Source organism: Vreelandella sp. V005 (assembly GCF_052645115.1).
Window position 1 is genome coordinate 395218 of record NZ_JBQXYA010000003.1, and the last position, 22789, is coordinate 418006.

The window sequence follows — 22789 nt, forward strand, 5'->3', positions numbered from 1 at the left end:
CTGATTTCAATAACCAATTTCAAGAACTTCGAGGGAAACTAAATGTTCAATAAAAAACACCTGGCGCTTCTGGCGTCCGCTGGCTCACTGAGCCTGGCGGGAATGGCGACTGCTCAAGCCGACACGTTGGAAGATACCATTGAGCGTGGCGCCGTTCAGTGTGGTGTGAGCGATGGTTTGCCGGGCTTCTCAGCCCCGGATGACGACGGTAATTGGCAAGGTCTGGATGTTGATGTATGCCGTGCCGTAGCCGCAGCGGTTCTCGGTGATGCAGACGCCGTTAACTATATTTCTCTAAATGCCGTTGAGCGCTTCACTGCCCTGCAGTCTGGTGAAGTTGATGTACTTTCACGTAACACCACCTGGACCACGACGCGCGATACGACGTTGGGCCTGAACTTCACCGGCGTTAACTTCTACGACGGCCAAGGCTTCATGGTTTCTCGCGATCTGGGCATTACCGGCGCCGATGAGCTTAACGGTGCGTCTATCTGTATTCAGTCGGGTACTACCACCGAGCTGAACCTGGCTGACTACTTCCGTGCCAATGACATGGAATTCAACCCGATCGTATTCGATACCTCTGAACAAACCGTGGGTGGCTATCAAGCCGGTCGCTGTGACGTTCTGACCTCTGATACCTCACAGCTCGCAGCGCTGCGTATTCAGCTAGATGATCCGGAAGGCTCGATGATTCTGTCTGACGTCATCTCTAAAGAGCCGCTGGGTCCTGTGGTTCGTCAGGGTGACGACCTTTGGTTCAACATCGTGAAATGGTCGCTGTTCGCGATGATTAACGCCGAAGAGTACGGCGTCACCAGTGAAAACGCTGAAGAGATGCTGAACTCTGAAAATCCTGATGTTGCTCGTCTGCTAGGCCAAGACGGCAACTACGGTGAAGGCATGAACCTTGAGGCTGACTGGGCTTACAACATCATCAGCCAAGTAGGTAACTACGCAGAAAGCTTTGAACGTAACGTGGGTATGGGCTCCCCGCTTGAAATCGAGCGCGGTGTCAACGCCCTGTGGAACGATGGCGGCTTCCAGTACGCTCCCCCGATTCGCTAAGCGTCTCGCTTGACCCCGGCCCGCCGTCCTCTTTACAGGTATCTGTTTAAAGGGCATGGCGGGCCATCTGATTGACCTTCCGTGTAGCGGAGACGCCATCCATGTCTGTAAGACCCAACATTCGCCCCGCCGGCCACAAGCCGCCGTTTTGGCGAGACCGCGCTAAGCGCGCACTTATTTTTCAAATCATTTTGGTCGCCGTTGTAGCGGCTTTCCTGATCTATATTATCGGCAATACCCAAGCCAACCTGAACGCCCGCGGCATTACCACTGGCTTAGGCTTTTTGAACAACACAGCCGGCTTTGGTATTGGTCAAACCTTGATTGAGTACTCTTCTCAAAGCACCTACGGCCGCACCTTCGTCATTGGCTTGCTCAACACGCTGTTGGTGGGAGGGCTGGGGGTTATTGCTGCCTCGATTATCGGTTTTATCGTCGGTATCGCGCGGCTATCGCCCAATTGGCTGATCGCTAAGTTAGCCAATGCCTATATCGAAACTTTCCGTAATATTCCGCTGCTGCTGCAGATTTTCTTCTGGTACTTCGCGGTGCTGCGCACCTTGCCTAGCGCCCGGGAAAGCATGGCGTTTGGCGAAGCCATTTTTCTCAACGTACGCGGACTTTACCTGCCACAACCGCTATTTGAATCTGGGTTTGGGCTTATTCCTATCACGTTTGTGGTGGCGATCATGGCTAGCATTGCATTGATTGTCTGGAATAAACGCCGCCACGAAGCGACCGGTAAACGCTTACCGGTTTTCTGGATGTCGCTAGTGATTATTTTCGGCCTGCCACTGCTAATACTGGTGGCCACCGGCGTTCCGGTGACCTGGGAAATGCCGGTACTGCGTGGCTTTAACTTCGGTGGCGGGATAACCATCATTCCGGAGTTCTTGGCGCTATGGCTGGCGCTTTCCATTTATACCGCGTCGTTTATTGCGGAGATTGTGCGCTCGGGCATTCAAGCGATCCCCCATGGCCAAACCGAAGCGGCCCAAGCACTTAGCTTGCCGCGCAAGCTCGTTCTGCGCCTAGTGGTAATCCCTCAAGCCTTGCGCGTTATCATTCCGCCGCTGACCAGCCAGTATCTCAACCTGATTAAAAACTCCTCCCTGGCCACCGCCATTGGTTATCCCGACTTGGTGTCGGTTTTTGCTGGCACCACGCTCAACCAGACCGGTCAAGCAATCGAAGTCATTGCCATGACCATGGCGGTCTATCTCATCATCAGCTTGCTGGTGTCCATGTTCATGAACTGGTTCAACGCTCGCGTTGCGCTGGTAGAACGCTAGGCCGGAGGCGACCCCATGATTCACAATAAAGAAACCATACCTCAGCGTCCGGCGCCTAAAGGCACGATCGGTCCGATTGCCTGGCTACGTGGCAACCTGTTCAATGGTCCGATCAATAGTGTTTTCACGCTGTTGGGCCTGTACGTGCTTTACCTGCTCGTGGTGCCAACGGTTCAGTGGGCGTTTATCGATGCCAACTGGGTGGGAGACAGCCGCGAAGACTGCACACGGGCGGGCGCCTGCTGGGTGTTCGTCAACGCGCGTTTCTCCCAGTTCATGTACGGCCTCTACCCAAGCGAAGAGTATTGGCGCGCCAACATCGTGTTTGCCATGTTTGCAGGCATTATTGCTTGGATGGTCATCCCCCGCCTGCCCTTTAAGCGCTGGATGGCCCTATTTGCGCTGGTGATCTTTCCGGTCATCGCCTACGTGTTACTCCACGGCGGCTACTTCGACCTACCGCGGGTATCGACCCACCGCTGGGGCGGCTTGATGCTGACCCTGCTATTGGCCAGCGTGGGCATGATTGGCGCATTGCCGATTGGCATCGTGCTCGCCCTTGGGCGACGCTCGAACATGCCCATCGTCAAAACCTTCTGCGTGATTTTCATTGAGTTCTGGCGCGGCGTACCACTGATTACCATTCTGTTTATGGCCTCGGTAATGTTGCCGCTATTCCTACCCTCAGAAATCAGTGTGGATCGCCTAGTGCGTGCCCTGATCGGCCTCACACTGTTCCAAAGCGCCTACATGGCAGAGGTTATTCGCGGTGGTTTGCAGGCGATACCCAAAGGCCAGGATGAGGCCGCCGCAGCATTGGGTATGACGTACTGGAAGCGGATGGGGCTGATCGTGATGCCTCAAGCCCTAAAGATGATGATTCCGGGTATCGTTAATACGTTTATCTCCCTGTTTAAAGATACCACCCTGGTGATGATCATCGGGCTGTTTGACCTGCTGGGCATTGTGCAAGCGGCGCTTTCCGACTCGCGCTGGTTGGGCTTCTCGATAGAGGGGTATGTATTTGCGGCGTTCGTGTTCTGGATTTTCTGTTTCAGCATGTCGCGCTACAGCCAGTACCTGGAACGCAAGCTTAATACCGGCCATAAGCACTGATGCCGCATCTCTTTACGATTTAAGTAGGATTTCAACATGACACAAGCAGCCACCAACACCACTGACGCCAGTACTTCTGACCTGATGGTCGAGATGCGCAACGTCAACAAGTGGTACGGCGATTTTCACGTACTGCGCGATATCTACCTTGAAGTAAAACGCGGCGAACGGATCGTGGTATGTGGCCCTTCGGGGTCGGGTAAATCAACGCTGATTCGCTGCATTAACCACCTTGAAGAGCACCAAAAAGGTGAAATCGTGGTGGGCGGCGTTCCGCTCACCCAAGACGTTAAGCGTATTGAGCAGATTCGTCGAAGCGTAGGTATGGTGTTTCAGCATTTCAACCTGTTTCCTCACTTAACGGTGCTGGAAAACTGCTGTATCGCGCCAATGTGGGTTCAGAAGAAGCCCCGTAAAGAAGCCGAAGCGCTGGCCATGGAGTACTTACAACGGGTACGCATTGCCGAACAGGCCACCAAGTACCCCGGGCAGCTTTCGGGCGGGCAGCAGCAGCGCGTGGCCATTGCACGCTCCCTGTGCATGCACCCTGACGTCATGCTGTTTGACGAGCCTACTTCGGCACTCGACCCCGAGATGATCAAAGAAGTGCTGGACGTCATGATCGAGCTTGCTGAAGAGGGCATGACCATGATCTGCGTGACCCACGAAATGGGCTTCGCCAAGACCGTGGCCGACCGGGTGATCTTTATGGATCAGGGCCAAATCATTGAAGAGAACGCACCCGAGCCTTTCTTCAATAACCCGCAGTCTGAGCGCACCCAGCTGTTCCTGAGCCAGATTCTTGGCCATTAATCCACAGCCCGCAGACAAAGCAGCTGTTGATAAGTACGTCATCATGGGCCTCATTTGAGGCCCATGATGTTTTAAAGTGTTAAAACATATCAAACCACACACCTATCATTGCGACCTACACCCTATGTCATTGCGAGCGAAGCGAAGCAATCTCGGGGTTACACCACTACAAACACGCTTGCTTCGTCGCTCCGCCCCTCGCAATGACGTGATAAAAAAAGAGGTAATCGTATGATTGAAAAGCTGTTTATTGACCGGGCACCACAGCCCATCGCGCCCTTTTCTCACGCCTGCCGCGTAGGCGACTTGGTGTTTATTACGGGACAAATGCCGACGGTACCGGAAACCAACGAAATGCTGCTGGGTACTTTTACCGAGCAGACGCACCGCGTGATGCAGAACTTGGCGATCGTGCTGGAAGAAGTCGGCAGTGCTTTTGAATATGTCGTTCAATCCCGCGTCTTTATTACCAATATGGGCCACTTTGACGAGGTTAATAAGGTCTACGCGAGCTATTTTCCCCAACCATTGCCTACCCGTACCTGCATTGGGGTGACCGGTCTGGCGGGCGGCGCCGATGTGGAAGTCGATATGATTGCCTGGATTCCACCTGCTAGCGACAACACCTAAGCGCCTATTAGGGCTAAGCGTTTATTAGGGTCACGCTAGCGGGAAGCAGTGCTGGCTGTTCACGGTGTTGGGTAAGGGGCTTCTTGGCCAGCACCGTGAGCAGAATTTGCAGCGGGTCCCCGTGACTGACTAGCAGGATGGTCTCACCGTCGTATTGCTGTTCTAACCCTTCCATTACGGCGCTCATTCGCGCCGCTACTGAGCTAACGGCTTCCACCTGATGCTGACAATGGCCGGCATCAAGGCTGTCCAGTGCCCATACGTCAGGATAATGCGCATCAGCCTGCCCTTCGAAATCGCCAAAAAAACGCTCTCGCAAGCGTTTATCAACGACCCTCTCAAGCTTAAAAGCGCTTGCCACCCGAGCAGCCGTTTGTGTCGTTCTTAAAAAATCGGAATGCACGACTCTGCTGGGGGCGGGCCAGCCCCACTCGGCTACCGCCTGTGCAAGTTGTTGCTCGCCCATAGCCGAAAGCCCGAAATCATTAAGACCGCGCTCGGGACTACTAATAATTAACCCCTGTTGATTTGCCTGGCTATGGCCGTGGCGCATCAATAAGTAGCGATTGCGCCAATGGTCGAAGAACGGCTGTAAAGTATTTGACATAAATTTGTCATAACCCCTAGATTGAAGGTGTCTGTTTTCGAAAATAACCATCCCTCACGCGGAATGTCCACTTATGAACCATTTTTGGTTTTCATTCGAGGCAAACCGAAGTGAAGAGCAAACGGCATTATCCATAGCAAGCGCACAATAATAACCGTACAAACGAGGCATACCATGGCAACTTCGCTCTTCCGCAAGCGCCCGCTTGCGATGCTTACCGCCGCATCACTTCTACCGCTCGCCCTGCTCACAACGCCTGCTTTCGCTGAGTGTGAACGTGGCGACTTGGACGCCATTTATTGCGACGAGGATGGCAATATGGTCGCTGATCGTCCGTCTGACGAATCTGAGTGGGTTAATCCCGATACGCTGATCTTTGCCTATACCCCGGTAGAAGACCCGGCCATTTATTCGGATATCTGGCAGCCGTTTATCGATCATTTGGCTGAAGTCACCGAACGGGATGTGCGCTTCTTCGCAGTGCAGTCCAACGCGGCGCAAGTGGAAGCCATGCGCAGCGGAAGGCTGCATATCGCCGGGTTCTCGACCGGTCCCACGCCGTTTGCGGTGAACTTGGCGGGTGCCGTGCCGTTTGCGTTGATGGGCTCTGATAGCGGCCAGTTTGGTTACACCCTGCAACTATTTACCCATGTCGACTCGGATATTCATGAGGTTGAGGATCTTAAAGGCAAGCGCGTCGCCCACACCTCACCCACCTCCAACTCGGGCAACTTAGCCCCGCGCGCCCTGCTGCCTGAACTCGGCATTACACCCGATGAAGATTACGAAGTGGTCTACTCGGGTAGCCACGATCAGTCGATGCTGGGCGTGGTGGCCCAAGACTATGACGCCGCCCCGGTCGCTTCTGAAGTGGTCGAGCGAATGGCCGCCCGTGGCCTCTACGATGAAGAGGACGTGCGGCTGATTTTTGAGTCTGACCGCTTCCCCACTACATCTTATAACTACGCCTATAACCTGCACCCCGATCTGGTCGAAAAAATCGAAGAAGCCTTTTTCAGCTTTGATTTTGTTGGCACCGAGCTAGGCGAGGAGTTTGAAGGCGTCGAGAAATTCATTCCCATTAACTACCAAGATAACTGGAAGGTGATCCGCACCATTCAGGCGGCCAATGATGTGAGCTATACGCCAGACAACCTGGAAGAGTAAACGTAACGCACCGCCGTCGGCGGTGCGGTTATTGTCTCGACGATGGAAGCGGACACATGCTGGAAATTACTAATCTGGTCAAACGATATGGCCACGATGAAGCCGTGCTGAAAGGGCTGGATCTCAGGGTAGAGGGAAACAGCGTTGTTTCTATCGTAGGCGCCTCGGGTGCGGGTAAAAGCACCCTACTGAGATGTATTAATCGTCTAGTCGAGCCAACCTCCGGCTCAATCAAACTCAACGGCAATGAGCTGGTGAACCTTAAAGGCGCTGACTTGCGACGAGCGCGCCGCAAAATCGGCATGGTGTTCCAGGGCTTTAATTTGCTGGATCGTTTGACCGTGATGGAGAACGTGCTGGCCGGGCGCCTGGGCTACGTCAATCTCTACCAGGCGATTTCGCGCCGCTACCCGCAAGCGGATATTGAGCGCGCGTTTGTGCTGATGGAGCGGGTGGGCATCGCGCATTACGCTAACAAGCGCGCGGATGAGCTCTCCGGTGGCGAGCGTCAGCGGGTCGGTGTGGTGCGCGCACTGATGCAGGAACCTGAAGTGCTATTGGCCGATGAACCCACCGCCTCTCTCGACCCGCGCACCTCCGAGCAAATCATGATCCTGCTGCAAAGCCTAGCCAGCGAGCTGTCGCTGCCGGTGCTGATCAATATCCACAACGTTGCCCAAGCGAAAACCTATACCGAACGCATTGTCGGCCTTCGTCACGGCAAGATGATTTTTGATGGCCTGCCTGCCGACTTCAATAAAGACGCGTTAGACGCCATCTACGGCGGCATTGAAGCGCCCGATGACGCTATCACCGAGAACCCAGCGGAGGCGAGCGCCCATGATTCCGCCTGACGCTACACCTGCCTCACCACGCACCTGGAAAAAGCCGCCGTTTATCGCCAATCCGCTGCTGCGCTATGGGTTGATCATCGTCGCCGTGGTCTATTTGGTGTGGGCGTTTGGCTCGCTGCCGTTTAACTGGGCGCGTATCTCCGAAGGTGTGCCCCGCGCCGCGCGTATTTTTAGTGGCGGCTTCCCGCCCAATTTAGAGCGCTACGAGCTCCTGCTAACGGGTTTTAAGGAGAGCTTTCAAATCGCTATCCTGGCCACACTGCTGGGCGTTCTGCTGTCGATACCCTTTGCCGTGATGGCGGCGCGTAATATCGCCCCAATGCCGATCTATGTGATTGGCCGGGCAGTGATTATCGTCTCGCGAAGCTTCCATCCGGTCATCGTGGCCATTCTGTTCGTCGCCGCCGTCGGTTTTGGTCCACTGGCGGGTATTCTTACCCTCACGCTCTATTCAATTGGTTTTGTCGGCAAGCTGCTTGCCGAAGAGATCGAGGAGATTAGCTGGGGGCAGGTAGAGGCGATGAAAGCCGCGGGAGCGGGCTATTTGGCGATTCTGTTTTACGCGGTTTTTCCGCAGATACTGCCCCGCCAGGTCGGCCTTTCCATGTACCAGTTAGACAGCAATCTGCGCGCCTCGGCGGTAGTGGGCATTGTCGGCGCGGGGGGCATTGGCGGCACGCTAATGAACGCCTTTGGTCGCTATGACTACGATTTCGCCTTTGCGATTTTGCTTATCATCATCGCGGTCATTTTGCTCAGCGAAGGGGTCAGCGGCTGGGTAAGGAAAAAAATATGGTAGATCATGCACAGCAGCTTGCCGACCGCGTTTGGCAACGCTACGACCGCAAGCAGCGCCTTATCCGCTATGCCGTTCTCTTTGCCACCTTGATGGTGGTGGTCTGGGCGGTACGCGACATCGATATTTTCTGGCCCTGGGTGTGGGATGCGCCCAATCAAATTTCTGCGCTTGGGGGGCGCATGTGGCCTCCCAGTGCCGCTGGCTTAAACGGTATTATCGCGGCGCTTATCGAGACGGTACATATTGCCACCCTGGCCACTTTCTTAACGATCTTTTTGGCCTTACCGGTGGCCTACATTGCCGCCCAGAACACCACGCCAAACCGCGCTTGTTTGTGGCTGGGGCGCTTTATTCTAGTCTCCAGCCGTTCGGTGAACACGATTATCTGGGCGCTGCTATTCGTGGCCATTTTTGGCCCTGGCGTGCTAGCCGGGATCCTCGCCATCGTGTTTCGCTCCATTGGCTTTATCGGCAAATTAATGGGCGAGGCCATCGAAGAGATTGACCGGCGCCCGGTAGAAGCCATGGAAGCCACCGGGGCTTCCAAAGCCAAAGTCATTGCCTACGCGATCGTGCCGCAGGTCATGCCCGCTTTTTTTGCTATCGTGATTCTGCGTTGGGATATCAATATTCGTGAATCGACGGTGCTGGGGCTGGTAGGCGCAGGGGGAATTGGGGTCATTTTACAAGGAGCGATAGATACCTTTGCCTGGCCTACCGTGGCGACCATTTTGATTGCCATTATCGTGCTGGTGCTAATTGGCGAAGCCATTACCAGTATCCTGCGAAGCAGAGTGCTGTAGGTTTCTCTTTTTAAGCCATGGCAAGCGTTTGACCTAGCGCCAAACGCTTGCCATGTTTAAAGCATCATCAACGACAAGGAGTATGCACAGCGATGACAACTTATATCGTGGTAGCCGACGCCGCTCGCGCGCGTATTTTTACCCGTGATTCGCTTAATCTTGCCGAACAGGAAAGCCTGGTACACGCAGCAGGCAGACTTCATGAAGGCGACTTGATTACGGATCGCCGCGGCGCCGATGTGCATGAGTCGACCTCTTCAACGTCACGCTCTTCTGGAGAAGAAAACGTTGCCTCGCAGCACGAAAATGAGCTGTTTGCCAAAGAGGTTGCGCAGCACCTTTACACTGCGCGGGTCAAGAACAGCCTGGAGAAGCTCATCATGGTCGCTCCCCCTAAGTTTCTGGGTCTATTGCGCGATAAGCTTGATGGCCCGACACAGAAGCTGGTGATTCACTCGCTCTCGAAAGATCTAAGTAAAGCCTCGCTGGCCGAAATACAAACGGCCGTCAGCGATTTACGTTAGTAAGCTTAGCCTTCTAACGTCGTTATTAGCCTAAAGGAGTGGTCGTTCTCGCCGATAGCTTAGAAGCCTTTATAAACGGTGCCCTTCCGGGTACTGACATACACTTCGATGCAGAGAACGACCATGCTTTCCACCCTCCGTGCCCGTATTCTCTTAGCCGCGCTAGTGGCTATTACGCTTGCCCTGGTGATTAACGGAATTGCCAGTTATATCACCGTCAAACACCACAATAGCCAGCAGATAACGCACAACCTTAGCGCAGTGGTTAAAGGTAATACACAAGCTATCAACGAGTGGTTTAGCGCACGTTATACGATGCTTTCCAGCATGGAAGATGCGGTTAACAGCGATGATCCGCTTGCCGCGCTGCGCCAACTAGCGGCTTCAGGCAATTTCATGAGTACCTACATTGCCTACCCCTCGACGTCAGAGGCTATTTTTTCCGACGGATGGCAGCCCCCTAGTGATTACGATCCTCGTCAGCGGCCCTGGTACAAAGGCGCGAGTGAGGCGCAGGATACGGTTATCACGGCACCTTATGTAGATGCTCAATCAGGCGGGTTGATTGTTACCTTTGCACGCCCTTTTTATCGTAATGGGGAGCTGGCCGCCGTCATCGGGTCGGATATTGCGATCACTGATGTTATTGAGATCGTCAGTGGTATCGCCCCCACAGAGTCAAGCTTTGCCTTTCTCACCACTGACGACGGTACCCTGGTTGCCCACCCCGATGCGCAATTAACGCTTGAACCTTCCACGCGGTTGAGCGATGACCTGACCCATGCCCGTCTTGACCAAATCACTCAAGCAGATGCACCCCAAGCACTGTCGCTGCAGAATAGCGATAAGCTACTCATGGGCAGCCATGTTGGTGGTGACAGCGGCTGGCAGTTAGTCGTTGCCATGGATGAAGCAGAAGCCACCGCTGGCCTGCGAGCCATCGCCACTACCTCAGTAGTGACACTATTGATCGTCGGTGCCATCACCGCGGTCTTATTTGGCCTTCTGCTTACTGTTCTGCTGCGCCGTTTGCTCGTTGCACGCGACGCGATGAACAACATCGCCTCAGGAGAGGGTGACTTAACCCGGCGGTTGCCGGAAGAGGGCAACGATGAGGTTGCTCAGATAGCCAAAGCATTCAACCGCTTTGTAATCAAAATGGACACCGTGTTGATTGACGTCCGCTCTAGTAGTGACTCCGTGCACCATGCGGCTAACGAAATCGCCATGGGTGGACAGGATTTATCGCGCCGTACCGACAACGCGGCCGCTAGCCTGCAGCAAACCTCCGCATCGATCGAGGAAATCACCAGTACTGTGCAGCATACCGCCGCCTCGGCACAGGAAGCCAACAAGCTTTCTCAAACCGCTTCAGAGGTAGCCAACGAAGGCGGGAAGGTCGTCGCGAATGTTGTGACTACCATGGAAGATATTACCCAAGCATCGGATAAGATCGGTAATATCGTCACGTTAATGAACAGCATTTCGTTCCAGACGAACCTGCTGGCACTTAATGCCTCGGTGGAAGCGGCTCGTGCTGGTGAGCATGGTCGCGGTTTTGCGGTGGTAGCCGATGAGGTCCGTAGGCTGGCGGGACGCAGCAGCGAAGCAGCCAACGATATCCAAAAACTGATCGAAGATTCACAAAGCAAGGTGAACAACGGCACCACATTAGTCCGTAATGCCGGGGCCACCATGCAGGATATTGTGGCGCACATTACTCGTGTTACCGAAGTGTTGGAAGAAATCAATGCGGCCACCAGCGAGCAGAGCGACGGCATCAATCAGGTTAATATCGCGGTTGCCGAACTGGATCGTATGACGCAAGAGAATGCCGCTATGGTGGAAGAGTCCACCACCGCCGCCGAGCAGTTGAAAGAGCAGGCCGACCATCTGGCAGGTACGATCAGCAGTTTTAAACTCTCTCAACACCCGGCGGCTCCCCTGACATCAAACTCGACTAAAGCGTTGCCAGCATATTGAGTGATTAAGGAATCGGCGGTAACGGAATATCGTCGCTTCGCTTCGCCCCGGCGGTCATTTCACGGCATAGCCGCAGGAACTCACGTATGCCGGTGGTGAGGTACTTGTGGCGATGCCAGATAAAGGTGAATTGCCGTTTTAAATCCAACTCCGGCGTGGGCAGCGGCACCAAGCTGCCACGCCGGAAGGCATCGCGTAGGGCTAGGCGTGAAACACAGCCAATCCCCAGCCCCGACTCTACCGCACGTTTAATGCCTTCGGTGTGTTCAAGCTCCAGCAGGGTATTGAACCGGCTGCGCCGGTGACGTGCGGCGTGCTCTAGCGTCATACGCGTGCCCGAGCCCTCTTCACGCATGATCCAATCCTCACGCAGCAGTTGCTCCAATTCGAGATGTTCTCGGCCGGCTAGTGGATGGCGCGGCGAGCAGAACACGCACAGCTCATCTTCGACCCAGGGCTGACTGATGATCATCTCATCGTCGCACTGCCCTTCGATCAGCCCTAAATCCAGCGAGTGTTGGCGCACCCCTTCGATAATATGGCGGGTGTTGCGCACCGCTAAGCGCACCCGGCTGCCGGGGTGGCGCTGCATAAAGTCGCTGATCAGCAGCGTGGCGAGGTAGTTACCAATGGTCAGCGTTGCCCCTACATCCAGCGAGCCAACCCCTTTCTGGCCTCTAAGAAGCTCTTCGATCTCTTCACCACGATCAAGCAGCGCCACCGCTTTGGGCAACAGCTGAAAACCCAACGCATTGAGCTTTAAGCGTTTGCCGATGCGGTCCAACAGTTGGCAATCGAACTGCCGCTCAAGCTCCGCAAGCGCCGTGCTGGTCGCTGATTGAGACATGGCCAGCGCCCGCGCTGCGTGAGAGACGCTCTCATGCTGGGCAACCGCCACGAAGACTTCCAACTGCCGCAGGGTGTAGTGCATAAAGTCTGACCTTTATTTGATCTATATCTATTTTTCAGATAACCGATATCAATATAATTCGCTTAACAGATATACCACCCTTTGCTTAGACTTGCTGGCAACTTATTTAATCATTTTTATTCTTTTTAAGAATATACCCGATGCAGTAGCGTGTCCGCATCGGCTAAGGGAGAAGCGGCATGAGTAAGTTTGCTCTGGAAGAAGTGCTTAGTGTTCATCACTGGAATGACACCCTGTTTAGCTTTCGCACCACCCGCGAGCGCAGCCTGCGCTTCAAAACCGGTCAGTTCGTGATGATCGGTCTGGAAGTAAATGGTAAACCGCTGATGCGCGCTTACTCGATTGCCAGCCCCAACTATGAAGACCACCTTGAATTTTTCAGCATAAAGGTGCCCGACGGCCCGCTGACCTCTCGCCTTCAGCATTTGAAAGTGGGCGATCAGATCATGGTCAGCCGCAAGCCAACCGGCACGCTGGTCACCGATGACCTACTACCTGGCCGTAACCTATATATGCTTTCTACCGGCACCGGCTTGGCGCCGTTTATGAGCTTGATTCAGGACCCCGACGTTTACGAGCGCTACGAGAAAATCGTGCTGGTACACGGTGTCCGTGAAGTTTCTGAACTGGCCTATGCCGACTTCATCACAAAAGAGCTGCCTGCACACGAGTACCTGGGTGAAGATATCGCTGAAAAGCTGGTCTACTACCCCACCGTTACCCGTGAAGAGTTCCACACCATGGGCCGCCTGACCGACCATATCCGTACCGGCAAGCTGTTCGAAGATACCGGCCTGCCGCCCATCGACCCACGCCAGGATCGTGCCATGATCTGCGGTAGCCCCGCCATGCTGGACGACACTAGCGCGCTGCTTGATGAGCTGGGACTCAACATTTCACCACGCATGGGTGAACCGGGGGACTACGTGATTGAACGCGCTTTCGTCGAAAAATAAGTTAACCGCTGGTCATTAAAAACCCCCGCCAATCGGTTTGAGGATATAAACCGGCTAGCGGGGGTTTTGTATGCTGGCGCCTTTAAACGGCGTCTTTACCGGTTTCGCCGGTACGGATACGGATCACCTGCTCTAACGGCATCACAAAGATTTTGCCATCGCCGATTTTCCCTGTATTCGCGACCTGGGTGATCGCATCAATCACCTGCTCGGCCATGTCGTCGTCCACAGCGACTTCCAGCTTCACCTTGGGTAGAAAGTCCACCACATACTCAGCGCCACGATACAGCTCGGTATGCCCTTTCTGGCGCCCAAAGCCTTTCACTTCCGTCACCGTAATACCCTGTACACCGATGTCGGAGAGCGACTCGCGCACATCGTCAAGCTTGAACGGCTTGATAATAGCTGTGATCAATTTCATTACCATATCCTCTAACTGGGTGGCCGTGATGGGGTTGAGTTGAACGGTTGCTAGCATCGCAACCAATAACCGCTGCTCACCAGCATACACCGCTATCGACAGAGAATAAAAAAGCCTCCCACTTTAGGGGAGGCTATAAGGAGCACACCAGCTCAATGGGTAGTCATTACTTATTTCTTAATACCAAATTCTGGGTAGGCCTCGAGACCACATTCAGCGATATCAACGCCTTCATACTCTTCTTCTTCGCTGACCCGGATACCCATGATGGCTTTCAGGATCAACCACACCACCAGGCTTGCCAGGAACACCCAACCGAAGATACCCGCGATACCAATAATCTGAGCACCGAATGACGCACCATCGTTAGTCAGCGGTACCGCCAGCACACCCCAGATACCGACAACACCGTGCACCGAAATCGCACCCACCGGATCATCCAGTTTCACCTTATCGAGGGTCACGATAGCCGCGACGACAATGATGCCGCCCACTGCACCAATAATCGTGGCGCCCAGTGCGGTCGGAGAGAGCGGATCAGCGGTAATCGCGACCAGGCCTGCCAGCGCACCGTTCAGTGCCATGGTCAGATCGGCTTTACGGAACCACAGTTTGGCCAGGATCAGCGCCGCAATAACACCACCTGCTGCTGCAGCGTTAGTATTTACAAACACTTGCGCCACGTTGTTAGCAGAATCGACAGCCGCCAGCTTGAGTTCGGAGCCACCGTTAAAGCCGAACCAGCCCATCCACAGGATGAAGGTACCCAGCGTTGCCAGCGGCATGTTGGCACCGGGAATCGCGTGAATAGAACCATCTTTACCGTATTTGCCTTTACGTGGGCCTAGCACGATGACGCCTGCTAGCGCCGCAGCTGCACCGGCAAGGTGCACAATGCCTGAGCCTGCGTAGTCAGAGTAACCCACTTCAGACAACCAACCGCCGCCCCAGGTCCAGTAACCAGACACCGGGTAAATAAACGCAGTCATTACCACCGCAAAGGCCAGGAATGCCCACAGCTTCATGCGCTCGGCCACGGCACCCGACACGATCGACATCGCGGTGGCAACAAACACGACCTGGAAGAAGAAGTCAGAACGCATGGAGTAGTAAGGGGCGTCATCGCCGCCTGCGGTCACTGCATCAACGCTGTTTTCAGCACCAATCAGGAAACCCAGGTTAGGCAGGAAGCCGCCCGCGCTACTGGAGTACATGATGTAGTAGCCCACCAGCAGGTACATGGTGCAGGCAATTGCAAACAGCGCGATATTTTTGGTCAGAATTTCAGCGGTGTTTTTGGAGCGTACCAGGCCCGCTTCCAACATGGAGAAGCCTGCGGCCATCCACATCACCAGCACGCCGCAAATTAGAAAATAGAACGTATCGAGCGCGTAGCTCAAATCAGCTAACTCATTCATGAGGTGTTCCCCGTTATTCTATGAGAAGTTATTCGCAAAAGACGGCTCTGTTCTGCAGCCCTGTTCGCGTGGCGTCCGTTATACGGCGTCAGCGCCGCGCTCACCGGTGCGGATACGAATCACGTCTTCCAGCGGCGTAACAAACACCTTGCCGTCACCAATTTTGCCGCTGTTGGCTGCACTGCAGATGGCGTCCAGCACGCTTTCTAAACGTGCATCGTCGACGGCCACTTCTACTTTTACCTTGGGCAGAAAGTCGACGACGTATTCGGCGCCACGGTACAGCTCGGTATGCCCTTTCTGACGGCCAAAGCCTTTCACTTCGGTCACCGTAATGCCCTGAACACCGTTGTCGGCGAGTGCCTCACGAACGTCGTCGAGCTTGAATGGCTTGATGATAGCGGTGATGAGTTTCATCCCGGATCTCCCCTGCTGGATAAGTCCTGCTAGATTGGTAGCGGCACTGCCGCCAGAATAAGCACCTGAACCGATAATGCGCATACTGTGCCAGCTGATTTTTTTATTTTAAAAATCAGTAAATTAGAGCGAAACAAAAGTCCAATAGAGCGCTAAATCCCGTTCAACCCATTCTCTCATCACGGCTATTGCACCAAAAAAGAGCGCAAGCAAATGTTGGCTGCTCTATTTCGATGCAAATCACTCGCTAAGCAGTAAATCCATTCGGCGCATGCGAATTCGCCAACTGTTGCGTATCCTTACCGGTATGCCGTTTTTAGTGATTCATTTAATACGTGATTAAGGAGAGAGCAGCTATGGCGCCTCAAGACCGCATCAGCCGACTGGCCCAGCAAATTGGCGACCGTCTACAGAACGCCTCTCAGGCACCGGAAGATATCCAAAAAGGCGTGCAGCAGGTCGTGCGTGGCGCCTTTGATCGCCTTGAGCTTGTTTCCAGAGAAGATTTCGATATTTTGATGGATGTACTGCAGCGCACGCGTTCACGGGTAGAGGCCCTTGAACGCCAAGTGGCAAACCTAGAGGCCACCGTTGAAGCTTCCGCAGCGGCAACCGCCACCCCCTTGGAAGCAGAAGTACCGCCGGTGCCGACCCCAGAGCCCGACAGTGACGACGCGAAAAAGGACAACCGTCCTAACGGATAACCGCTATTCAGCTCAGTTATTTCGTCGGAGGAAATCGGCAATAGCGCCATGGCGCTTATTGCCGATCTTTGCCGCTCGGTTAACCCGCTATATTCGTTGTATGACCTTGTCGAGAAAATAAATACGAATCAATATCATTGACATTTTGTCAGTCAATGTTACCTTCCTTATCTGGCAGCCTACTGCATGTGCCATTGGCTTGACGGCAATGGTGACAAGGGCGAGCTCATCAAAAAAAGCCGTGTGTAAGCACCAAGATAGATCACGCCAGTGTCGGCAGCGCTGCTAAGTGTCTTATGCCAGCGCCGTTTTCTGCATTGGAAAGCGTTGCCTTGCGTAGTGATGCGCCAAATTGATGCAGATCATTTAAACGAAAGCGCCATGACCGTATGAACACACTCGCTGCGCACCAACCTACCGGCCAAATAACACATACCCTGACATCGCAGTCATTGGAACAGTTGGGATTGCGCTTCGGCATTGATTACCGAATTGAGGGAATGTGCGCAAACGTCGTGCCCGTCGCCCATGGCAGCGTTCACGATGTCAGTCTATCCCCGTCGTTACATCTAACGCTCTCTGACCTGCAGGTGGAGCGTAGCTACTGGTCAACGTCCCGCCAGTCAGTGCCCTGGTTCATTAGTGTCGTGGTCGAAGGTCATATCACCGCCACGGTGGGTTCTGAATGCTTTGTCCTCACGGCAGGCGATGGGCTGTGCGCGCACTTCAGTCCTCAGCATTCGCTCACGGTCTATCAGCCCGCCCAAGCGCGCCTGCGCACGGTGAATCTTGCGGTACTCGCAACGGAACCCCATGGGCTTCCGCTATCCCCCGCCGCACCGCTGTTGCATCGCTGGCGGCTACCTGAAGCACTGCTTCTGGCCCTGCGCGCCAACATCGACCAGCCGACAAGCGCTTGCCGTCAACCCTTGGTGTGGCAAGGGCTAGCGCTACAGCTACTCGGCCATGGCTTGCCCGCTGACCCGTTATCGCTGCTGGCAGCACGTCCTACCTCCTATCACTGTGAAACACGTTTAACCCCGCGAGACCGCGACTGTCTGGCGAAGCTTCACCAGCAGATTACCGATCAACCGATGAAGAATTACTGCTTAGATGGCTTGGCCCGTGATGTAGCCATGAGCCCTAGCAGCCTGCGTCAGAAGTTTCGCGCCTATTACGGTTACTCACTGTTCGAACATTTGCGCCAATGCCGCTTAACCCAGGCGTACCGCGATTTACAGCGTGGTTATAGCGTGCAGCAGGCTGCCCATGCGAGCGGTTATGGCCACGCCACTAATTTTGCCACCGCTTTCAAGCGCGCTTTTGGGATGGCGCCCCACGACGTGTTCAAACGCTATTAAAAAACCATTCACTTGTTTTTTTAGCAGTGAGTTCCTTAGCCAGACACGTTTTGGCATCAGGCATAGCCTCCTTGTCATTACGCATACCTATCCACCGCAATAAAGAGCAATAATTCTCATTAACACGTTTAGTTCATTGCTTCTTATTGCAGGTATCACTCATGGCCGTTATCCATCATCGCTTCCTACGCTCTCCACTTAGTGCCGCTGTTATCGCGACCCTGTCGGCATCACCGCTTCATGCACAGGAGAACACCACTCTGGGTACCGTCACGGTGACCGCCCAGCAGGCCGCTACCAAAGTCGAGACGCCGTTTATCGAAACACCTCAAAGCGTCTCAACCATTACGCGCGAACAGATGGATAAGCGCGGTGTCAGCACCGTTCAGCGAGCCACCGACTACACGCCCGGCGTTTATAGCAACCAAATCGGCGCTTCCAACCGCTTTGATTATCTCGTACTGCGCGGTTTTTCGGACGGTAGCTTGAGCAACACCTTCTTAGATGGCTTGAAGATCATGGGGGATGCCAACTCCCATAGCAGCATGCGCATCGACCCTTGGTTCTTAGAAAGTATTGAAGAGGTACGTGGGCCCGCCTCGGTACTCTACGGCCGCGCCTCCCCAGGCGGCGTTGTGGCCCTGAACAGTAAGCGGCCCGAATTTGAACAGGGTGGTGAGCTGCGCTTTCGGGTAGGCAATAACCACCAACGCAGCGCCGCTTTTGACCTCACCGGGCCGCTTGGCGCAGAGCAGCGGGTGGCCTTCCGCCTAACCGGTATCGCCAACGCCGCGGATACCCAGTTTGGCCCGGCAGAAGAGGAGCGTTACGCCATTGCGCCCCGGCTCGCCTGGGACATGACCGACGATACCAGCTTGACCATAGAAGCTTACCTGCAGGATGAACCCGAAGGCGGCTACCACTCCGGCGTACCGTTTGAGGGGGCCGTGGTCGCTCGCAATGGCCGCAAAATCAGCAACAACTTCTTTGATGGGGAAGCGGATTACGACGCCTACGAGCGCACCCAGCGCATGGTCGGCTACGCCCTGGAGCACCGCTTCAACGAACAGGTGACCGGCCGCCAACTAATGCGCTACCTCAATTCAGACGTGGTGCTCAATCAGGTCTACGGTTTTGGCTGGGTCTCGCCCACGTCTGATGAGCTCACCCGCTACTACTCCGGCAGCAATGAGTCCCTAGACGCCTGGACGCTCGATAACCAGTTAGAAGCCAACATTAGTAGCGGCTTCATGGAGCATACGCTGCTGTTCGGGGTGGATTACCAGCAGCGTGAAAACGATGTCTCTTGGCCATCCGGGTATTTTCCGTCGATCAATGCCTTTAATCCTGCGTATGGCAGCGAACCCATCGAGTTTTACGCCCCGGTGCGGGAACGCCATGAAATCGACCAAACCGGCGTTTATCTGCAAGACCAAATCGCCCTCGATAACTGGCGCTTCACCCTGGGTGGCCGCTACGACTGGGTGAATATCGACAATACCAACCGCGATAGCGGGGATACCAGCTCGCTCAGCGATACCCAGTTCAGTGGCCGCGCCGGGGTGGTCTACCTATTTGATAACGGCGTGGCGCCCTATCTGAGCTACTCCACCGCCTTCACCCCCACCAGTTTCGTAGATGAAAGCGGCGATCTGCTTCAACCCATGGAAGGCGAACAGTGGGAAACCGGCGTCAAATTCCAGCCTAACGGTAGCGCCAGCCAGTACAGCGCGGCTCTGTTCCACATCAGCCAGGAAAACGTGGCCACCAAAGAGCAGCCCACTGACCCTTACCGGGCCGTGGGTGAAATCGAATCCCAAGGACTGGAACTGGAAGCCCAAACACGGCTGAGCGACACTCTTTCGCTACAGGCTGGGTACAGCTTCACCGACATTACCTACGCCAAAAGCGACGACGGTAACCAGGGCAATAACGCGATTTACTCACCCCGACACCAGGTTCAGCTATGGGGCCACTACGAGGGCAACAAAGATTGGCTAAACGGCGTGGATATAGGGGTTGGCGTGCGTCACTACGCGGATATCGCGGCTGACCGGGCTAACACCGAAAGCGTACCCAACTACACCCTGGTCGATGCCACCGTTGGTTACGACTTCAGCCAACTCGGCGCGGAAGGCGTTGAGGCACGTTTAAATGTGAGCAATCTGCTGGATAAAGAGTACGTGGCTTCCTGCAACTCCCTGGAGTATTGCTACTTTGGCGCCGAGCGGGGCGTGACGGCTAGTGTCCACTATCGTTTCTGAGCTTTCGTTTTCAGCACTGCTAAGTAATCGTAGGCACATCTGCCCAGGCCACCACGCCAGGGCAGTTTGCTTTCTGAAATCAGGTTTGCAAACAATAAATATTATCGTTTAAATACATCTCTTATTTTTCTGGATAGCCTTTTTCAACCATGCGCCACGCCACCCCGCTATCTTTACTCGCACGCTGCGGGCTGTTCACCGTTTGCCTCCTGGCCTTCTCTACTGCCCAGGCGCAGTGGGCGACGGTCGATTGGACCATCGCTGAAACACTCATGGCCATTAATGCTCCTGTTAGCAGCGTTGCCCAACAGGACGAGTACCACGACTGGGTGGGCGAGCCCCGCATCCCCGAGAGCGTCAGCGATATGGGCCTGCGCACCCAGCCCAATTTAGAGCTGCTGGCTCAAGTACCGCCAGCGCAAACGCTGATTTCCCCCATGTTTGCAGGCTTAACGCCACGCCTGGAACGCATTGCGCCGGTCACCTCGTTCTCGCTCTACTCCCCCGGCACCGACACCTGGGAGGAGATGCAAACCCTGACTCGCCAATTAGGCGAGCTAACCGAGCGCCAAACACAGGCAGAAGCGCTCATTGAAGAAACAAACGCCCTGATGGGCCGTTTGCGCCGCTCCCAACCTGACACCGCACCGCTGCTGATGGTGCAGTTTATGGATGCCCGCCATGTGCGTGTCTTTGGCGATAACAGCCTCTACAACGCCGTTCTTGAGCAGCTCGACATTCCTAATGCCTGGGATCAGCCCACCAACGCTTGGGGGTTTGCGCTGGTAGGGGTTGAAGCGCTGGCACGCTATCCAGAGGCGATGATCGTAATCATCGACCCGCTGCCCGCCGGAGTCGAAGAGAAGCTGGCCGAAAGTGGCCTATGGCAGCATCTTCTCAGTGTTAAAAACAATCGGCTGCTGCGCCTACCGCCGGTATGGAGCTTTGGCGCGCTTCCCTCCGCCCAACGCTTTGCCCTGGAACTGACCGCGGTGTTGGAAGACGCTGCAGCAGACAGCGAGCAGCCTAAAGAGGAGTAACGCCGAGCACTACCAAAGTGGGCTTAACTAAGGTAGTTTAGCCATAACGGTAAAGCAGGCTTAGATAATATAAGCGTAACGTTGGCCCCAATCATCAGCGAGGAAATGCAATGACATTAGCCATTGTCGCCACGCGCGCAGGCGTAGGTTTAGACGCACCCGCGGTGCATGTTGAAGTGCACCTGGCTAATGGCTTACCCGGCCTGACACTCGTGGGCTTACCCGAAACCGCCGTTAAAGAGAGCCGCGAGCGTGTACGCAGCGCCTTAGTGAACGCGGGCTTTGATTTCCCCAATACGCGACGTATTACGTTAAACCTTGCCCCTGCTGATCTGCCTAAAGAGGGTGGTCGCTTCGATCTTCCCATTGCTCTGGGCATTCTCGCCGCCTCTGGGCAAATTCCGGTGGAAGCACTGGAAGGCATGGAGTGCGCGAGCGAGCTGGCCTTGGACGGAAAGCTGCGCGCCGTGCCGGGCATACTGCCTTTTGCCTTGGCCACGCGACGAGCTAAAAAAGCGCTGATTATTCCCCGCGACTGTGCTGACGAAGCGGCATTGGCAGGTAATCTGCCGGTGCTACCTGCCGACACGCTTTGGCAGGTCGTGGCGCACTTGCTCGATCAAGAGAAGATTCCCCCGCACAAGCTCAGCGCCTCTGTGAAAACCACCGCCCCGGTGGATGACCTTGCCGATGTGCGCGGCCAGCAGCAGGCGCGCCGTGCGCTGGAAGTCGCTGCCGCCGGTGGACATAACCTGTTATTCGCAGGCCCGCCCGGCACCGGTAAAACCATGCTAGCCAGTCGCCTGCCGGGTATTCTGCCGCCGCTTTCTGAAGAGGATGCACTGGAAGTCGCCGCAGTTCGCTCGGTCTGCGGCCTAGCGCTAGAAGCCGACTGGGGCAAAAGGCCATTCCGCCAACCCCATCACAGCGCCAGCGCTGCAGCCCTGGTCGGCGGCGGCTCGAAACCCAAGCCCGGCGAAATATCACTCGCTCACCACGGTGTGCTTTTTTTGGATGAGCTGCCCGAGTTTTCACGCCATGTATTAGAAGTACTCCGCCAGCCGCTCGAAACAGGCACCATTCATTTAGCCCGCGCCAGCCATGAACGCCGCTACCCGGCTCAATTTCAGCTCGTCGCGGCCATGAACCCCTGCCCCTGCGGCCACTTGGGTGACCCACGCCAACGCTGCCAGTGTACCGCCAGCCAAATCCAGCGTTATCAGGCTCGGCTTTCCGGGCCACTGCTGGATCGCATTGATCTACAAGTTGAAGTCCCCGCACTACCGCCAGAACAGCTCACTGCCCAAACCCAGGGCGAATCATCGGAAGCCGTGCGTGAGCGGGTGATGGCCGCCCGAGAACGCCAAATGGCCCGCGGGGCGCTCAACAGCCAACTTAGCGGCAAAGCCCTGGAAGCCGCCTGCGCACTTAACGATGAAGAGCGCGCCTGGCTGGCGGGCGTGCTCGAAAAGCTCAAGCTCTCCGCCCGCGCCTATCACCGCGTACTGCGCGTAGCCCTGACCCTTGCCGACCTTCAGGGCGAACCCAAGCCCACCCAGCCACACCTTATTGAAGCGATTGGTTACCGGCAGTTGGATCGGATGTTGAAGGGGGGTTAACG

The 22789-nt window shown here is 55.1% G+C and carries 22 protein-coding genes; 17 read left to right on the top strand and 5 right to left on the bottom strand.

Translation table 11 applies throughout. The features are described 5' to 3' along the window. Positions 1-42: 42 nt before the first annotated feature. The 5 genes from ACUN8H_RS10425 (at position 43) to ACUN8H_RS10445 (ending at position 4919) form a co-directional block, all read left to right on the top strand. A complete protein-coding gene (locus tag ACUN8H_RS10425; protein ID WP_290701760.1) occupies positions 43-1068 on the top strand; it encodes an amino acid ABC transporter substrate-binding protein in 1026 nt (341 codons plus the stop codon). A gap of 101 nt (positions 1069-1169) precedes the next feature. Continuing rightward, positions 1170-2360 (top strand): amino acid ABC transporter permease, encoded by a 1191-nt coding sequence (locus ACUN8H_RS10430; RefSeq protein ID WP_445532064.1) that lies wholly within the window; start codon positions 1170-1172, stop codon positions 2358-2360. Positions 2361-2375: 15 nt separating this feature from the next. Beyond that, positions 2376-3476 carry an amino acid ABC transporter permease gene (locus tag ACUN8H_RS10435; protein ID WP_445532065.1) on the top strand — a complete coding sequence of 367 codons (1101 nt, stop codon included), beginning with the start codon at positions 2376-2378 and terminating at the stop codon, positions 3474-3476. Positions 3477-3560: 84 nt separating this feature from the next. Beyond that, positions 3561-4289 carry an amino acid ABC transporter ATP-binding protein gene (locus ACUN8H_RS10440; protein ID WP_445532183.1) on the top strand — a complete coding sequence of 243 codons (729 nt, stop codon included), beginning with the start codon at positions 3561-3563 and terminating at the stop codon, positions 4287-4289. Positions 4290-4520: 231 nt separating this feature from the next. After that, positions 4521-4919: a RidA family protein gene (locus ACUN8H_RS10445; protein ID WP_445532066.1), complete on the top strand. Its 399-nt coding sequence runs from the start codon at positions 4521-4523 to the stop codon at positions 4917-4919. A 13-nt stretch (positions 4920-4932) separates the two neighbouring features. Here ACUN8H_RS10445 and ACUN8H_RS10450 read toward each other — a convergent pair whose 3' ends face one another. Continuing rightward, positions 4933-5526: a histidine phosphatase family protein gene (locus ACUN8H_RS10450; RefSeq protein WP_445532067.1), complete on the bottom strand. Its 594-nt coding sequence runs from the start codon at positions 5524-5526 to the stop codon at positions 4933-4935. A gap of 174 nt (positions 5527-5700) precedes the next feature. Here ACUN8H_RS10450 and phnD point away from each other — a divergent pair, with 174 nt between their 5' ends. The 6 genes from phnD to ACUN8H_RS10480 all read left to right on the top strand — a co-directional run bounded on the left by phnD (position 5701) and on the right by ACUN8H_RS10480 (position 11656). After that, complete coding sequence (gene phnD / locus ACUN8H_RS10455) at positions 5701-6693, top strand: phosphate/phosphite/phosphonate ABC transporter substrate-binding protein (protein WP_445532068.1); 993 nt, start codon at positions 5701-5703, stop codon at positions 6691-6693. A gap of 56 nt (positions 6694-6749) precedes the next feature. Next, positions 6750-7547: a phosphonate ABC transporter ATP-binding protein gene (phnC, locus tag ACUN8H_RS10460; RefSeq protein WP_445532069.1), complete on the top strand. Its 798-nt coding sequence runs from the start codon at positions 6750-6752 to the stop codon at positions 7545-7547. Then, the gene (phnE, locus tag ACUN8H_RS10465) at positions 7534-8346 is read left to right on the top strand and encodes a phosphonate ABC transporter, permease protein PhnE (RefSeq protein WP_445532070.1); all 813 of its coding nucleotides are present in this window, start codon (positions 7534-7536) and stop codon (positions 8344-8346) included. The genes phnC and phnE (ACUN8H_RS10465) overlap by 14 nt, the downstream gene beginning before the upstream one ends. Continuing rightward, positions 8340-9149 (top strand): phosphonate ABC transporter, permease protein PhnE, encoded by an 810-nt coding sequence (phnE, locus tag ACUN8H_RS10470; protein WP_445532071.1) that lies wholly within the window; start codon positions 8340-8342, stop codon positions 9147-9149. Before phnE (ACUN8H_RS10465) ends, phnE (ACUN8H_RS10470) begins: the two co-directional genes overlap by 7 nt. A 92-nt stretch (positions 9150-9241) precedes the next feature. Beyond that, on the top strand, positions 9242-9673 hold the full coding sequence (locus ACUN8H_RS10475; protein WP_445532072.1) for a host attachment protein: 432 nt from the start codon (positions 9242-9244) through the stop codon (positions 9671-9673). A gap of 123 nt (positions 9674-9796) precedes the next feature. Beyond that, the gene (locus ACUN8H_RS10480) at positions 9797-11656 is read left to right on the top strand and encodes a methyl-accepting chemotaxis protein (RefSeq protein ID WP_445532073.1); all 1860 of its coding nucleotides are present in this window, start codon (positions 9797-9799) and stop codon (positions 11654-11656) included. Positions 11657-11660: 4 nt separating this feature from the next. Here the strand turns inward: ACUN8H_RS10480 and ACUN8H_RS10485 are convergent, their stop codons facing one another. Next, positions 11661-12587 carry a LysR family transcriptional regulator gene (locus ACUN8H_RS10485; RefSeq protein ID WP_445532074.1) on the bottom strand — a complete coding sequence of 309 codons (927 nt, stop codon included), beginning with the start codon at positions 12585-12587 and terminating at the stop codon, positions 11661-11663. 179 nt (positions 12588-12766) lie between these two features. Between ACUN8H_RS10485 and ACUN8H_RS10490 the strand changes: the two genes are divergently transcribed. After that, on the top strand, positions 12767-13543 hold the full coding sequence (locus ACUN8H_RS10490; RefSeq protein ID WP_295710462.1) for a ferredoxin--NADP reductase: 777 nt from the start codon (positions 12767-12769) through the stop codon (positions 13541-13543). Between the two features lie 82 nt (positions 13544-13625). Here the strand turns inward: ACUN8H_RS10490 and glnK are convergent, their stop codons facing one another. From glnK to ACUN8H_RS10505, 3 genes are all read right to left on the bottom strand, one after another. Continuing rightward, positions 13626-13964, bottom strand: coding sequence for a P-II family nitrogen regulator (glnK, locus tag ACUN8H_RS10495; RefSeq protein ID WP_007112362.1), 339 nt, complete (start codon positions 13962-13964; stop codon positions 13626-13628). Between the two features lie 170 nt (positions 13965-14134). Then, complete coding sequence (locus tag ACUN8H_RS10500) at positions 14135-15382, bottom strand: ammonium transporter (protein WP_290701708.1); 1248 nt, start codon at positions 15380-15382, stop codon at positions 14135-14137. 78 nt (positions 15383-15460) lie between these two features. After that, entirely contained in the window at positions 15461-15799 is a 339-nt protein-coding gene (locus tag ACUN8H_RS10505) for a P-II family nitrogen regulator (protein ID WP_007112359.1), read from the bottom strand. Positions 15800-16155: 356 nt separating this feature from the next. Here ACUN8H_RS10505 and ACUN8H_RS10510 point away from each other — a divergent pair, with 356 nt between their 5' ends. From ACUN8H_RS10510 to ACUN8H_RS10530, 5 genes are all read left to right on the top strand, one after another. Next, entirely contained in the window at positions 16156-16503 is a 348-nt protein-coding gene (locus ACUN8H_RS10510) for an accessory factor UbiK family protein (RefSeq protein ID WP_445532075.1), read from the top strand. 389 nt (positions 16504-16892) lie between these two features. Continuing rightward, entirely contained in the window at positions 16893-17864 is a 972-nt protein-coding gene (locus ACUN8H_RS10515; protein ID WP_445532076.1) for a helix-turn-helix transcriptional regulator, read from the top strand. Positions 17865-18025: 161 nt separating this feature from the next. After that, on the top strand, positions 18026-20128 hold the full coding sequence (locus ACUN8H_RS10520; RefSeq protein ID WP_445532077.1) for a TonB-dependent siderophore receptor: 2103 nt from the start codon (positions 18026-18028) through the stop codon (positions 20126-20128). A gap of 149 nt (positions 20129-20277) precedes the next feature. After that, on the top strand, positions 20278-21168 hold the full coding sequence (locus tag ACUN8H_RS10525) for an ABC transporter substrate-binding protein (RefSeq protein ID WP_445532078.1): 891 nt from the start codon (positions 20278-20280) through the stop codon (positions 21166-21168). Positions 21169-21278: 110 nt separating this feature from the next. Next, the gene (locus tag ACUN8H_RS10530; RefSeq protein ID WP_445532079.1) at positions 21279-22787 is read left to right on the top strand and encodes a YifB family Mg chelatase-like AAA ATPase; all 1509 of its coding nucleotides are present in this window, start codon (positions 21279-21281) and stop codon (positions 22785-22787) included. Positions 22788-22789: the final 2 nt, after the last annotated feature.

Bases quoted from the DNA above. Each gene is read 5' to 3' on its own strand.
- ACUN8H_RS10515 (WP_445532076.1), top strand. From the start codon at position 16,893: ATGAACACACTCGCTGCGCACCAACCTACCGGCCAAATAACACATACC.
- ACUN8H_RS10480 (WP_445532073.1), top strand. From the start codon at position 9,797: ATGCTTTCCACCCTCCGTGCCCGTATTCTCTTAGCCGCGCTAGTGGCT.
- ACUN8H_RS10505 (WP_007112359.1), bottom strand. From the start codon at position 15,799: ATGAAACTCATCACCGCTATCATCAAGCCATTCAAGCTCGACGACGTT.
- ACUN8H_RS10530 (WP_445532079.1), top strand. From the start codon at position 21,279: ATGACATTAGCCATTGTCGCCACGCGCGCAGGCGTAGGTTTAGACGCA.
- phnC (WP_445532069.1), top strand. From the start codon at position 6,750: ATGCTGGAAATTACTAATCTGGTCAAACGATATGGCCACGATGAAGCC.
- ACUN8H_RS10490 (WP_295710462.1), top strand. From the start codon at position 12,767: ATGAGTAAGTTTGCTCTGGAAGAAGTGCTTAGTGTTCATCACTGGAAT.
- phnD (WP_445532068.1), top strand. From the start codon at position 5,701: ATGGCAACTTCGCTCTTCCGCAAGCGCCCGCTTGCGATGCTTACCGCC.
- ACUN8H_RS10425 (WP_290701760.1), top strand. From the start codon at position 43: ATGTTCAATAAAAAACACCTGGCGCTTCTGGCGTCCGCTGGCTCACTG.
- ACUN8H_RS10445 (WP_445532066.1), top strand. From the start codon at position 4,521: ATGATTGAAAAGCTGTTTATTGACCGGGCACCACAGCCCATCGCGCCC.
- ACUN8H_RS10520 (WP_445532077.1), top strand. From the start codon at position 18,026: ATGGCCGTTATCCATCATCGCTTCCTACGCTCTCCACTTAGTGCCGCT.
- glnK (WP_007112362.1), bottom strand. From the start codon at position 13,964: ATGAAATTGATCACAGCTATTATCAAGCCGTTCAAGCTTGACGATGTG.
- ACUN8H_RS10500 (WP_290701708.1), bottom strand. From the start codon at position 15,382: ATGAATGAGTTAGCTGATTTGAGCTACGCGCTCGATACGTTCTATTTT.
- ACUN8H_RS10440 (WP_445532183.1), top strand. From the start codon at position 3,561: ATGGTCGAGATGCGCAACGTCAACAAGTGGTACGGCGATTTTCACGTA.
- ACUN8H_RS10430 (WP_445532064.1), top strand. From the start codon at position 1,170: ATGTCTGTAAGACCCAACATTCGCCCCGCCGGCCACAAGCCGCCGTTT.
- phnE (WP_445532070.1), top strand. From the start codon at position 7,534: ATGATTCCGCCTGACGCTACACCTGCCTCACCACGCACCTGGAAAAAG.
- ACUN8H_RS10450 (WP_445532067.1), bottom strand. From the start codon at position 5,526: ATGTCAAATACTTTACAGCCGTTCTTCGACCATTGGCGCAATCGCTAC.
- ACUN8H_RS10475 (WP_445532072.1), top strand. From the start codon at position 9,242: ATGACAACTTATATCGTGGTAGCCGACGCCGCTCGCGCGCGTATTTTT.
- ACUN8H_RS10485 (WP_445532074.1), bottom strand. From the start codon at position 12,587: ATGCACTACACCCTGCGGCAGTTGGAAGTCTTCGTGGCGGTTGCCCAG.
- phnE (WP_445532071.1), top strand. From the start codon at position 8,340: ATGGTAGATCATGCACAGCAGCTTGCCGACCGCGTTTGGCAACGCTAC.
- ACUN8H_RS10525 (WP_445532078.1), top strand. From the start codon at position 20,278: ATGCGCCACGCCACCCCGCTATCTTTACTCGCACGCTGCGGGCTGTTC.
- ACUN8H_RS10435 (WP_445532065.1), top strand. From the start codon at position 2,376: ATGATTCACAATAAAGAAACCATACCTCAGCGTCCGGCGCCTAAAGGC.
- ACUN8H_RS10510 (WP_445532075.1), top strand. From the start codon at position 16,156: ATGGCGCCTCAAGACCGCATCAGCCGACTGGCCCAGCAAATTGGCGAC.